We start from the raw sequence: 12298 nt of genomic DNA on the forward strand, positions 1-12298 counted from the left end.
ACTTGCGTTCGGGTCTTGTTGGACTTGTGCATTGCTGGCAGGATGAACGACAACACTTTCATGTGTGGCCGATCACATTCGTCGTTAGGATTCCAGCCATGTCGCACTCGCAACGCCGACTTCCGCAAGACCCCCAAGTCCGCGCACTGGTCCAGGCCATGAGCCAGCGCAGCTACTCCCGCCGCGGCGTGCTTTCCACGGCCGGCGCATTGGGCCTGACCGGGCTGCTCGCAGCCTGCGGCACCGGAGGAAGCAGCACCAAAGCCGCACCGTCGATCGAGGACATTTCCGCAAACGACCCCACCGTGAACTGGGCCAACTGGACCCTGTACCTGGATTACGACGACGAGAAGAAGACCTACCCGACACTGGATGCGTTCACCAAGCAGACCGGCATCAAGGTGAACTACCGCGAGGATATCGACGGCAACGACACCTACTACGGCAAGGTGCAGGGCCAGCTCAAGGCAGGCCAGGACATCGGCCAGGACGTCATCACGATGACCGACTGGATGGCCGGCCGCATGATCCGCCAGGGCTACGCCCAGGAGCTGGACCTGGCGAACATCCCCAACTCGGCCAACCTGCTGCCCAACCTGAAGGACGTGGACTTCGACCCGGGACGCAAGCACTCGCTGACCTGGCAGTCCGGCTACGCCGGCATCGCCTGGAATAAGAAGGCATTCCCCAAGGGCCTGAAATCCGTCGAGGACCTCTGGGATCCAAAGCTCAAGGGCCGTATCACCGTGCTCGATGAAATGCGCGACACCATCGGCCTGCTGATGCTGCACAACGGCGTGGACATCGCCGGCCAATGGGGCGAAAGCGAATTCGGCGCCGCTGCCGACGTGCTGCGCGAGAACATCGGCAATGGCCAGATCCGCCAGGTCAAGGGCAACTCCTACAAGGAGGACTTCGTCTCGGGCGATGCGATCGCCGGCATCGTCTGGTCCGGCGATATCGTGCAGATGAACTTCGAGAACGATGACCAGTGGGAGTTCGTGATCCCCGAGGCCGGCGGCACCCTGTGGAGCGACAACCTGATGGTCCCGGTGGCCTCGCCACGCAAGGCCAACTCCGAGAAGCTCATGGACTTCTACTACGACCCGGCCGTGGCCGCGCAGGTCGCAGCCTACGTGAACTTCATCTGCCCGGTGGTCGGCGCCCAGGAAGAGATGGAAAAGATCGACCCGGACCTGGTCGGCAACCCGCTGATCTTCCCGACCGATGAGGATCTGGCAAAGGCACATGTCTTCCGCTCGCTGGAAGCGGATGAAGAGACCGCGTTGAACTCTGAATTCCAGAGTGCAATCGGCGCCTAGAAAGCGGGGAACACCATGACTCGCCAACGAGCCATCAACTGCCGGCGCCTGCCCAAGGGCCGCGGTTCGGGCCCGGCCCGCGCCAGGGACGTCGTCAACCGGGCAACCTCCGCACGTGCTGTACCGGCAGCAGAAACCGATTTCCACAACCAGTTCCAGGAAGTGATAGGGGCATGACAACCTTGGCAACGCGTACCGAAACCACTGCCACCGGCGCGGATCTGCACCTCTCGGGCATCACCAAGCGCTTTTCCAGCTTCGTGGCGGTCAAGGACCTGGATTTGGTGGTCCCTTCGGGCACCTTCTTCGCCCTGCTCGGACCCTCCGGTTGCGGCAAGTCGACCACCCTGCGCATGATCGCGGGCCTTGAGGCCCCCAGCGAGGGCAGCATCTCGATCGGCGGCCAGGACGTCACCGCGCTGGCCAGCCACCAGCGTCCGGTGAACACCGTGTTCCAGTCCTATGCGCTGTTCCCGCACATGAGCGTGCTGGAAAACGTGGCCTTCGGGCTCAAGCGCAAGAAGGACAAGCAGGCGATGGAGAAAGCCAGGGCCGGGCTGGACCTGGTGGAGCTCGGGCACCTTGCCAATCGCAAGCCGATCCAGCTCTCCGGCGGGCAGCAGCAGCGCGTGGCCCTGGCCCGGGCGCTGGTCAATCGCCCGCAGGTGCTGCTGCTCGATGAGCCCCTCGGGGCACTTGACATGAAGCTGCGCCGCCAAATGCAGCTGGAGCTGAAGAACATCCAGACCGAAGTCGGCCTGACCTTCATCCACGTCACCCACGATCAGGAAGAGGCCATGACCATGGCCGACGTGGTTGCGGTGATGAACGGCGGACGGATCGAGCAGATGGGCCCGCCGCGCGAACTCTACGAATTGCCCAAGACCGCGTTCGTCGCGAACTTCCTGGGCAAGTCGAACCTGATGCGCGGCACGGTCACCGGCAATGACGCCGGCATGCTCAGCGTCATGGTCAACGGCCAAGCCATCTTGCTGCCGGCCGACCGCGCCGTGCAGGCATCAGGGGAGGTGGTCGTCGGGGTGCGCCCGGAGAAGATCACGATCTCGCGCGATGGCTATGCGGGAGAGAACCGCTTGTCCGGCACCGTGGTCGACGTGTCCTTCACCGGCACCACCACCGAGTACCTGGTCGAGGTGGACGGGATCGGCACGCTCGGGACCTTCACGCAGAATCGCGGCCAGCAGCCGGCTGCCGAAGGCGACACCGTGTACCTGTCCTGGGAGGCGCAGCATTCCTTCGGCCTGGCCGGTGCCGAGCACGAGGATGCCGGAGTTGACCAGCCATGACGGTCATGACCAAGAAGGGCATCGTCGACCTGCGCAGCCGCGAGGAGATCCGGGCGGAGCGGCGCAAGGGCCGCACCGGCGTCTACCTGATCGCCCCGGGCATGCTGGTGCTCGCCCTGTTCTTCGCGCTTCCGGTGGTAGTCCTGCTGGCAATGAGCCTGTACGTGAAACCCGAGGGCGGGGAAATCGGCGAATTCGTGCCGGGTTTCGAAATCGGCAACTACGCCACGGTGCTCGCCGCCTACTGGCCCGAGCTGCTGCGCTCCTTCGGGTTCGCGCTGATCGCCACCGTCCTGGCCTTGCTCATCGGCTTCCCGATGGCCTACCTGGTGGCAGTCCGCTTGCGCGAGAAGACGCTGCTGCAGGGCATCTTGCTGGTGCTGCTGATCGCCCCGTTCTTCTCCAGCTTCATTCTGCGCACCCAGGCCTGGAAGCAGATACTGGCCGATGAGGGGTTCATCGCCCAAACGCTGAAATTCCTGGCGATCCTGCCAGCCGACGGGCACCTGACTGCCACGCCGTTCGCGGTCGTCGCGGGCCTGACCTATAACTTCCTGCCGTTCATGGTGCTGCCGATCTACGCTAACCTGGGCCGGCTGGACACCCGCCTGCTCGAGGCCTCGGGGGATCTGTATGCCAGCCCGGTGACCTCCTTCTTCAAGGTGACGCTGCCGATGAGCGCCCCGGGCGTCTTCGCCGGCACCCTGCTGACGTTCATCCCGGCCGCCGGCGACTACGTGAACGCGGCCCTGCTGGGCAATAACCGCAATACTACGATGATCGGCCAGATCATCGATTCCAGATTCTTCAAGGTCATCGATTACCCGGGCGCCTCAGCGTTGAGCTTCGTGCTGATGGTCTCGATCCTGGTCCTGGTCACGATCTATATCCGCCGCTTCGGGACCAAGGAGCTGATGTAGCATGAAGCAGAAAATCGGACGCTGGTTCATCCCTGCTGTCGGCGGGCTGGCTTTCATCTACCTCCTGGTACCGATCGCTTACATCTTCGTGTTCTCCTTCAACGATGCCGGCCGCACCAACCTGGACTGGCGCGGCTTCACCCTGGAGAACTGGCAGAACCCCTGCGGCGCTCCGGCGGTCTGCGAATCGCTGGTGCACTCGCTGCAGGTCGGCACGGTGGCCACGATTGCCGCTACCGCCTTGGGCACGCTGATCGCCATCGGCCTGGTCCGCTACAAGTTCCGGTTCCGCAAGCTCACCGATGTGCTGATCATTTTGCCGTTGGCTACGCCGGAGGTCGTGCTCGGTGCTTCGCTGCTGGCACAGTTCCTGAACCTCGGTTGGGAACTGGGCTACGCCACCATCGTGATCGCCCACATCGTGTTCTGCATGTCCTTCGTGATCGTCACCGTCAGGGCTCGTGTCTCCTCGCTGGATCCGCGATTGGAAGAAGCGGCCGCCGATCTCTACGCCTCGCCGCGTGCGGCCTTCTGGAAGGTGACGTTCCCGCTGCTGCTGCCAGGCATTGTGGCCGCCGCGCTGTTGTCCTTCGCGATGAGTTTTGATGATTTCATCATCACGAATTTCAACTCCGGCACCTTCCAGACCTTCCCGAAGTTCATCTATGTGGCAGCTACCCGCGGCATCCCGGCCCAGGCGAATGTCATTGGTTCGGCGATGTTCATCCTTGCCCTGCTCGTGGTGGTCATCGGACAGGTGATCAGCTACCGGAAGAAGAAACAGCTGGAGAATTCCTAGGTTCCAAAGGCCCGCGCTCTTCAGCGCGGGCCTTTGGCTTGCCAGCTGGTCAAAAAGCAGGGATCGTCACTAGCGTGAGCGGTACCCAGCTGGCTCCTTGCACCCTCTGGGACCTGCACGTTGTTGGACTGGCGCTAGGCCTCCGGCCGCTTGCTGCTCTTGCGGTGATTTGCAGGACCATTGCCTGCAGGATGCAGCCGAGTCCAAAGGCCATTAGGGTGGCTGGCGGAACGAAATATTGGCAGAGAGCCGAAATGCGGGCATCTGACATATAGTAAATACTTAGCTTTACAATATATGGTCTACAGGTTGATACCTTGCTGGCCTGTAGGTGCAGGTCTATGAACGATTGGAAACTTCATGAGCGATAAGCCAGTTTGGCTCTCCGGGCCTGAACGCGACGCCTGGCTTGGACTGCATGCTGTCATGACTTTGCTTCCGGCGGCCTTGGATTCCGATCTGCAGGGCCTGGAAGGCATCACGCTTTTCGACTACCACATGCTCGCCATGCTCTCCGAGGCCAAGGACCATCAGCTGACCATGACGACGCTGGCTTCGCACACCAGTGCTTCGCTTTCGCGACTGTCGCATGTGGTCAAGAAGCTGGAGAAGCGCGGCTGGGTCACCCGCGAGCAGTCCGCAGAAGATGCCCGTGTGAAAATCGCCTCATTAACGCAGGCCGGATGGGAAGCCGTGCAGCAGATGGCGCCTCACCACGTTGCCTCGGTGCGTGGTCTTCTCTTCGATACCCTTGATGACAAGGACGTTAACGATCTCACGCGGATCGCACGCAAAATTACAACTTCGCTTGATGCGGATCATTGGATCCTGAATTCGGAAAACCTCGATTTGGAACACTGAGGAATTCTCGATAAGCTAATCAGGCGTTAATCGCGTGTGTTGTTATGCCGTCTAACAGCAGAACAACTGCGCGTTGCCCGTAATACCGAATATCGTGGCCGACTGAGTACGGGGAAATTGCTCGACCGGTTGCGAAGTTCACCGACTTACATACTTTAAGGCTCTTCGGTTGGTTCTCACCCAGCCTGGTTACCTTCCTAGTGTGCAGTATTAACGGTGTTTCACTGGTTGGCGGGACTCATAACGCAGAAGCGGTGTCGATATTTTGGTATGGGCACTGTGCGCGAGTACCGCCGAATTTTACTACTAACTAACTGAGGAGTGATCATGGCAGCTGTTTGCCAGGTAACCGGTACTACTCCGGCCTTCGGACATAGCATCTCCCACTCGCACCGTCGCAACAAGCGTCGTTTCGATCCGAACATCCAGAAGAAGACCTACTACGTGCCTTCCCTGCGCCGTAAGGTGACCCTGACCCTGTCGGTCAAGGGCATCAAGGTCATCGATGCTCGCGGTATCGACGCTGTAATTGCTGACCTGATTGCGAAGGGTGTGAAGCTCTAAAAATGGCAAAGAAGGATAAGGACGTACGTCCGATCATCAAGCTGAAGTCCACCGCTGGAACCGGTTTCACTTACGTAACCCGTAAGAACCGTCGTAACAACCCTGACCGCATGGTCATGAAGAAGTACGACCCAGTCGTCCGTAAGCACGTTGAATTCCGAGAGGAGCGCTAAGACATGGCCAAGAAGTCCAAGATCGCAAAGAACGAACAGCGCAAGGTCATTGTCGAGCGTTACGCTGCAAAGCGTCTCGAATTGAAGAAGACCCTGGTTGATCCAAACGCAACCGACGAAGCTCGCGAAGCTGCACGCGTAGGCCTGCAGAAGCTTCCACGCGATGCTTCCCCGATTCGCGTTCGCAACCGCGACGCAATCGACGGTCGCCCACGCGGCACCTTCCAGAAGTTCGGTATCTCCCGTGTTCGCTTCCGCGACATGGCGCACCGTGGTGAGCTTCCGGGCATCACCAAGTCTTCCTGGTAAGACCTGCAAGTCTTTTGACTTAGCAAGCCGCCTTCCCTTTCGGGAAGGCGGCTTCGCCTTTTAACGCCGCCACCACCGGCGTTTCACCGGTGCTTTCTCTGCCACCGGTGCAGGTTCTGCCGCCCGGCGTTCCTGCCAACCAAGCACCTCTGCGGTGGAATCGCGCAAAGCGGTGATCACCGGCGGGCCGCCAAGCAGCTGCCGCCGCGCCTCGATAATGCGGGCATTGAAATCCTCGATATGCTCACGCACGGCCCGCTCGGAGGGCAAGCGGTCCAAGGTCTGCTCCATCTGCTCATCTTCCACCCGCAAGGTCAGCGCTGGTGGGCCCAGCCCGGTAAGCTGCTCGCGGCGCATCATGGACTTCAGCCACCAGTCGGGATCGTCATTGCTGGTGATATGGTCGATCTTCTGGCCCGAGAGGGCAAGATTGTCGAAGTCCCCGCGGGCGAAAGCCTCATCGAGCACGGAGTTGGCCACTTCCCATGCCTCGTCCTCGGCATGCAGCTGCAGCGGCGTCTTCTGCTTCTCGACGGGAGCCATCCCGGTGGCCTGCGCATACTCGTCCACCGGCAACGGCTCGCTGTCCTGCTTCATCTTGTACCGGGCCGCATTCAGTGCGGCATCCTCGCTGTGCTCCATCTTCCAATGATCCCACCGTGCGCCTGAGCCCGGCAACGGCACTGGGACTTTCCGAAGCAATTGATGGGGGAGCTGGGAAGATAAAATCATTCCCTTCGGGTTCGGGCGCCTCGCCAAGGATTCAGTGCCCAGCAAGCGGCTGCGAGGTGGCTGGAGATCGCTATAAGCGGCCATGTCCCACCCGCAATCGAGCATTATCCCTGTAGTAGCGTGTATTCCATGAAGCCAGCGACGCGCTATCCGAGACCCGCAACTGACATCTACGCGAACCGGCAGCGGTGGGCGCCGCTGGGCCAAGGCAAGACCGTTGTGGTGACCGGCGCGAATAGCGGCCTTGGCTTCTTCGCGAGCCTCGGCTTGGCGCGAGCCGGTGCGCAAGTCATCCTGGCCTGCCGCAACCAGAGCCGTGCGGAGCATGCCATGGAGCAGATCCGGCTGCGCGTACCGGCGGCTAGCGTGGAATTCATGCAGTTCGACTCCTCGCGCATGGAATCCGCAATGGGACTGGCAGCTGAACTGCGCAATCGGCCATTGGATGCGCTGATCGCCAATGCCGGGGTCATCCGGGCGCCGCAGAGCCGCGTCGAGGGCCTGCTGGGCCATGAGCTGACCATGAGCACGAATTTCATCGGGCATGCGCGGCTAGTCGGCGAGCTGGGCGAACGCTTCGCCCAGCCGCTGCGGTTCATCGGGCTGGGATCGATGTCCACCCGGATGCTGGCTACCGATCCGCAAAACCTGGCCTTGACCCGCGACTACCATCCATACCGTGCCTATGCGCAGTCCAAGGCGGCAGTGCAAGCCTTCACCTTGGCCCTGGACCACCGGCTGCGCCAGCTGGAACTGCCGGCTCGCGCGCTGGCCATCCACCCGGGGTATTCGCTTTCCGGGCTGACCCCGCAGGTGCCCAACATCAACGAACCGGACTTTGCCAAGCGGCTGATTGGCCAATTGCAGTCCAGTTTCGCGCAGGGCAAACATGAAGGTGCGGTGGCATTGGTCGAAGCGGCATTGGCGCCGGAACTCGAAGACGCGCCCCGAGGCAGCTATTTGGGGCCGAAATACCTCACGAAGGGTCCAACGGCACTGGCCAGCCCGGCGAAAGCGACCCGCGGCAAGGAGCTGCAAAGCAAAGCCTGGGAACTTTTCGTGGAGGCAAACGAAGGCCTCGATCCGTTCGCGCTGTAGGTCCCGGGTGAACTTTCACACCCTTGATTTGGCGAAAATTCAGCAGAATCCGCAAGATGATGCACTTTTTGTCGCTTTCAGCTGGTAAGTTCAACTCTTGATAAGTCCGTGCGACCGTGCGGCGTTCGGGGCCCGGAAGAGGGCTTTGGATCACTAGTCCAGGAGGACCATACATTGGCTATGAACCGTAGCGAACTTGTTGCTGCTGTTGCAGCGAAGACCGAAAACTCCCAGGTTGCCGTTAATGGTGTTCTGGATGCAGTCTTCGAGGTTTTCGTCGACCAGATTTCCAAGGGTGAGAAGGTGTCGATCCCAGGTTGGTTGGCTGTAGAGCGCACCGATCGTGCAGCTCGCACCGGCCGCAACCCACAGACCGGTGAAGCAATCCAGATTCCTGCTGGCCACTCGGTCAAGCTGACCGCTGGGTCGAAGCTGAAGGCTGCTGTAGCCAAGAAGTAAGCTTCCGCTAGAGCTTTGCGCAAGGCCCGCTGTCCGTTCCCGGATTGGCGGGCCTTGCGGCGTTAAGGAACGTTGCAAAAGCCTTCATTGAACCCAAAAATGCTGCCGTTGAGCCAAGAAATCTGCAATTAGTTGAAAAAATCCCGGTTTTCCGCCTGTTTTCCGCAGTTCTGGGGCGAAACGTTTGATATGTTCTCACTGGTAAGACCGTGCGACCGTGCGGCGTTCGGGGCCCGGAAGAGGGCTTTGGATCACTAGTCCAGGAGGACCATACATTGGCTATGAACCGTAGCGAACTTGTTGCTGCTGTTGCAGCGAAGACCGAAAACTCCCAGGTTGCCGTTAATGGTGTTCTGGATGCAGTCTTCGAGGTTTTCGTCGACCAGATTTCCAAGGGTGAGAAGGTGTCGATCCCAGGTTGGTTGGCTGTAGAGCGCACCGATCGTGCAGCTCGCACCGGCCGCAACCCACAGACCGGTGAAGCAATCCAGATTCCTGCTGGCCACTCGGTCAAGCTGACCGCTGGGTCGAAGCTGAAGGCTGCTGTAGCCAAGAAGTAAGCTTCCGCTAGAGCTTTGCGCAAGGCCCGACCCGCTCCGGAGAAATCCAGGAGGCAGGGTCGGGCCTTCTGCTTTATCGGAGCACCGTTTGAGGCGCTCTTCTACTTCGCGTAGAATCAGCTTCGATCGTAGAACTCCGCGAAGAATGGCTGCCCATCGTGTCACAGAAACCCGCAACCCGCGTTATCCGCGGCTGGTTGGCGGCAAGCGTGTGCACCTGGACAGCCTTTGCCGCGCACGCCCACAGTGCGCCTACAGCGCTATCGGTGGTGGCAATGGTGCTCATTACCTGCGCCTCTGCGGCTATCGGCGTCGTGCTGGTGGGCCGGAAGTTCTCCCTGTGGGCGACCAGCCTGGTCGTGCTGCTCAGCCAGGGACTCTACCACCTGAGCTTGTCGGTGATGAGCCACCAGGGCGGCGATCTTTCCGGACTGGAACACGCGCACCATGCGGGGCGCAATCCAGCGCTGGCGCAGGACATCACCGCGCAGTACGCCAACGTGCATACCGAATCGATGCTCTACGCCCACGTGCTGGCCGCGATCGCCAGCGTACTGGTGCTCTACGGCGGTGAACGCCTGCTCAAGGCCATGGCCGGCTGGCTCACCCTTTCAACGGCCCGGCGGATCCTCTCGCGCATTCGCGTGCAGGTACCTGCTGCCCGGCCGCTTCGTGCCTACTTCCCCTTGCGTTTCCAACTCAAGCTGGCGCAATTGGGAAGACTGCCGGAGCGCCGCGGTCCGCCCTGCTTCATTCTTGCTGCCTGAGTAAAGAATCGAAGCGCCCCGCAAGGGGCTTGGAAGGAACATCATGAGCGTAGTAACCAAGAACATCACCCGACTAGTCGCAGTACTGGCATTCTCCTTGCTGGCTTTCGCCGGCTCGATCGGTGCCGCCAACGCGCACGACCAGTTGATCGGCTCCACCCCGGAGGCCGGGGCCACCATCCAGGAAGTGCCCGAGGACATCACCCTCGAATTCTCCGGCGTGCTCCAGAGCCTATCCGGCGTGGACTCCACGGTGGTCTCGCTGACCCTCGATGGGGAAAAGATCGACACCGAGGCCAAGACCAAGGGCACCAAGGTCACCGTCACCCCGGCCAAGGAGCTGGGCAACGGCGAGTACCAGCTGGCCTACCGCGTGGTCTCGTCTGACGGCCACCCGATCGAGAACAAGATCGGCTTCAGCGTCGACGCGCCACAGGCCGCCCCCACCCTGGTCAGCTCGAGCGCGCCAGCGGCGCCTAGCGACTCCGCAGGGTCCGCCGACCTGGATCCAGGCGCTAACCCGGTCCAGGACCTGGGCAGCTCGATGAGCCCGGTGGTCTGGGTCATCATCGGCGTAGTCATCCTTGGCGGCGCGCTGGGCGTGCTGGCCAAGTTCATGCGCCAGTCCAAGTAGCCCCCACCCTTCCGGTGCGCCCGAGGCCACCGCTGCCTTTGGCGCGCCTGCACACCGAACCCGAAAGCTTGAGAACATGAATTTCCGCAAAACCACTGCACTGGCCCTGGGCCTTGGACTGCTGCTCACCGGCTGCGCGCAGAGCGCCGACGGGCAGCAGCCCGCACCGGCCGAACAGAAAACCGCCGGGCAAGCCGAAGCGCTGGCCACCAGCGAAACCTGGGCCAAGGCCGCCGAGTCGGGCATGAGCGCGGCCTTCGGCATCCTGCACAATAATTCTGGCACCCCGATTGCGCTGCGCAAGATCAGCAATGCCCAGGGCGATCAGATCCAGATCCACGAAATGCGCGGCACCGGCGACGGGATGACGATGGCGCAGCTCGAAGGGGATCTGGTGATCGAACCCGGCAAGGACGCGGTGCTGGCACCGGGCGGCCACCACCTGATGTTCATGGACCTGCAGGAACCGCTGGTGGCGGCCCAGACGGCGAGGCTGAAGCTGGAATTCGCCGACGGGTCGAGCACCGAGGTGGACTTCCCGATCCGCAACTTCGACGGGGCCAACGAAAGCTACGACGAGCATGCCGGGGATGCGCATGCCGGGCACTAGCGTCGACCGCCGGCTGCTGCTGGGCACCACCGCGGCCGCCGCGCTGGGCGGAATGCTCACCGGGTTCGGCACCGGAAAGCTGAGCGCTCCAGCCCCAGCGGCCACCGCCAACCCGCAGGGGTACCGCCCGTTCTACGGGAAGTACCAGTCGGGGATCCTCGACGGCCAGCAGGCCCACGCGGTCTTCGCCGGGTGGGATCTGCACTGGCGCGAGGGCTCCAAGAAGGAGCAGCTGCGCGCGGTGCTGCAGATGATCACCGATGATGCGGCCCGGCTGGCCAGTGGCCGCGGGGTGCTGGCCGACACCGAACCGGAAATGGCGCAGCCCGGATGCGAGCTGACGCTGACCGTGGGGCTGGGCCAGAGCCTGCTGGATGTGGCCGGGCGCGGGCAGATCGGCACGCTGCCGCGCTTCGCCGGGGACCAGCTCGATGAGCAGTACGGGCAGTGCGATCTGCTGATCCAGTTCTGCGCGCAGGAGCAGACCGTGCTGCACCATGCGGTGCGGGCGGTGTCCAAGAACCTGCGCGGGCTGGGCGCCAGGCGCTTCGCCCAGACCGGGTTCATCAACCCCGGCGGGCGCGGGTTCCGCAACCTGTTCGGCCAGCTCGACGGGATCAACAACCCCGGCGGAGAACTGCGCGAGAGCGCGGTGTTCGGCCAGCCGGGCTGGATCGAGAACGGGACCACCCTGGCGCTGCGCAGGTTCGAGATGGACCTGGACGGCTGGGACGAGGTGGACGGCGCCGGACGGGACCATGCCCTGGGCCGCCGGCAGTCCGACGGCGCGCCGCTGTCGGGCGCCAGCGTGGATGATCCGGTGGACCTGGCCGCGGCCAATGAGCTGGGGTTGCCGGCGATCGCGGCCAACGCCCACGTGGCGCTGGCCAAGCCGGCCAGCGCGGACGAAACCATGCACCGGCGGGGCTACAACTTCGACGGGGCGGCTTCCGGGTTGCTGTTCGCCAGCTACCAGCGCGACCCGGCCACCAGCTTCATCCCGGTGCAGCACCGGCTGGCGGCCGCAGATGCGCTGAACACCTGGCTGAAGCCGGTGGGATCGGGCCTGTACGCGATCCTTCCCGGGGTGCGCGAAGGCGGCTACCTGGGGGAGGCGTTGCTGGGCCAGGTGTGAGACGCGCCCAAAGCGGGCTGCCGCGCGGTGACCGGCCGGGCGAAAAAT

17 protein-coding genes are annotated in these 12298 nt (G+C 62.4%); 16 read left to right on the forward strand and 1 reads right to left on the reverse strand.

All coding sequences use genetic code 11. The annotated features are described in order from the left end of the window. Positions 1 to 98 precede the first annotated feature (98 nt). From M2368_RS16370 to rpsN, 9 genes are all read left to right on the forward strand, one after another. Positions 99 to 1322 carry an ABC transporter substrate-binding protein gene (locus tag M2368_RS16370; RefSeq protein WP_332485884.1) on the forward strand — a complete coding sequence of 408 codons (1224 nt, stop codon included), beginning with the start codon at positions 99 to 101 and terminating at the stop codon, positions 1320 to 1322. Positions 1323 to 1337: 15 nt separating this feature from the next. Continuing rightward, on the forward strand, positions 1338 to 1499 hold the full coding sequence (locus M2368_RS16375; RefSeq protein ID WP_498724736.1) for a hypothetical protein: 162 nt from the start codon (positions 1338 to 1340) through the stop codon (positions 1497 to 1499). Further along, positions 1496 to 2629, forward strand: a complete 1134-nt coding sequence (locus M2368_RS16380) for an ABC transporter ATP-binding protein (RefSeq protein ID WP_498724737.1) — start codon at positions 1496 to 1498, stop codon at positions 2627 to 2629. Before M2368_RS16375 ends, M2368_RS16380 begins: the two co-directional genes overlap by 4 nt. After that, positions 2626 to 3549, forward strand: a complete 924-nt coding sequence (locus M2368_RS16385) for an ABC transporter permease (protein WP_498724738.1) — start codon at positions 2626 to 2628, stop codon at positions 3547 to 3549. Before M2368_RS16380 ends, M2368_RS16385 begins: the two co-directional genes overlap by 4 nt. A gap of 1 nt (position 3550) precedes the next feature. Further along, entirely contained in the window at positions 3551 to 4348 is a 798-nt protein-coding gene (locus M2368_RS16390) for an ABC transporter permease (RefSeq protein WP_133833539.1), read from the forward strand. Between the two features lie 360 nt (positions 4349 to 4708). Next, positions 4709 to 5209 carry a MarR family winged helix-turn-helix transcriptional regulator gene (locus M2368_RS16395; RefSeq protein WP_105657039.1) on the forward strand — a complete coding sequence of 167 codons (501 nt, stop codon included), beginning with the start codon at positions 4709 to 4711 and terminating at the stop codon, positions 5207 to 5209. 327 nt (positions 5210 to 5536) lie between these two features. Beyond that, the gene (rpmB, locus tag M2368_RS16400; RefSeq protein WP_013349911.1) at positions 5537 to 5773 is read left to right on the forward strand and encodes a 50S ribosomal protein L28; all 237 of its coding nucleotides are present in this window, start codon (positions 5537 to 5539) and stop codon (positions 5771 to 5773) included. Between the two features lie 2 nt (positions 5774 to 5775). Further along, positions 5776 to 5946 (forward strand): 50S ribosomal protein L33, encoded by a 171-nt coding sequence (gene rpmG / locus M2368_RS16405; protein ID WP_013349910.1) that lies wholly within the window; start codon positions 5776 to 5778, stop codon positions 5944 to 5946. Between the two features lie 3 nt (positions 5947 to 5949). Further along, positions 5950 to 6255, forward strand: a complete 306-nt coding sequence (gene rpsN, locus M2368_RS16410) for a 30S ribosomal protein S14 (protein WP_013349909.1) — start codon at positions 5950 to 5952, stop codon at positions 6253 to 6255. A 60-nt stretch (positions 6256 to 6315) separates the two neighbouring features. Here the strand turns inward: rpsN and M2368_RS16415 are convergent, their stop codons facing one another. After that, positions 6316 to 6897 carry a DnaJ family domain-containing protein gene (locus M2368_RS16415; RefSeq protein ID WP_166650710.1) on the reverse strand — a complete coding sequence of 194 codons (582 nt, stop codon included), beginning with the start codon at positions 6895 to 6897 and terminating at the stop codon, positions 6316 to 6318. Positions 6898 to 7116: 219 nt separating this feature from the next. On the opposite strand from M2368_RS16415, the gene M2368_RS16420 reads away from it, so the two are divergent. The 7 genes from M2368_RS16420 to M2368_RS16450 all read left to right on the forward strand — a co-directional run bounded on the left by M2368_RS16420 (position 7117) and on the right by M2368_RS16450 (position 12250). After that, on the forward strand, positions 7117 to 8085 hold the full coding sequence (locus M2368_RS16420) for an SDR family NAD(P)-dependent oxidoreductase (protein WP_498724740.1): 969 nt from the start codon (positions 7117 to 7119) through the stop codon (positions 8083 to 8085). A gap of 174 nt (positions 8086 to 8259) precedes the next feature. Further along, positions 8260 to 8544: an HU family DNA-binding protein gene (locus tag M2368_RS16425; protein ID WP_013349906.1), complete on the forward strand. Its 285-nt coding sequence runs from the start codon at positions 8260 to 8262 to the stop codon at positions 8542 to 8544. 275 nt (positions 8545 to 8819) lie between these two features. Further along, on the forward strand, positions 8820 to 9104 hold the full coding sequence (locus M2368_RS16430; protein ID WP_013349906.1) for an HU family DNA-binding protein: 285 nt from the start codon (positions 8820 to 8822) through the stop codon (positions 9102 to 9104). A gap of 158 nt (positions 9105 to 9262) precedes the next feature. Further along, positions 9263 to 9871 carry a hypothetical protein gene (locus tag M2368_RS16435; protein WP_498724742.1) on the forward strand — a complete coding sequence of 203 codons (609 nt, stop codon included), beginning with the start codon at positions 9263 to 9265 and terminating at the stop codon, positions 9869 to 9871. Between the two features lie 43 nt (positions 9872 to 9914). Continuing rightward, a complete protein-coding gene (locus M2368_RS16440) occupies positions 9915 to 10505 on the forward strand; it encodes a copper resistance CopC family protein (RefSeq protein ID WP_105657035.1) in 591 nt (196 codons plus the stop codon). A gap of 76 nt (positions 10506 to 10581) precedes the next feature. Further along, positions 10582 to 11115 (forward strand): copper chaperone PCu(A)C, encoded by a 534-nt coding sequence (locus M2368_RS16445; protein ID WP_133833542.1) that lies wholly within the window; start codon positions 10582 to 10584, stop codon positions 11113 to 11115. Then, positions 11102 to 12250: a Dyp-type peroxidase gene (locus M2368_RS16450; RefSeq protein WP_448937597.1), complete on the forward strand. Its 1149-nt coding sequence runs from the start codon at positions 11102 to 11104 to the stop codon at positions 12248 to 12250. Before M2368_RS16445 ends, M2368_RS16450 begins: the two co-directional genes overlap by 14 nt. Positions 12251 to 12298 lie beyond the last annotated feature (48 nt).

Origin of the sequence: Arthrobacter sp. JUb119 (assembly GCF_024807995.1) — a bacterium.
Classification (GTDB): domain Bacteria; phylum Actinomycetota; class Actinomycetes; order Actinomycetales; family Micrococcaceae; genus Glutamicibacter.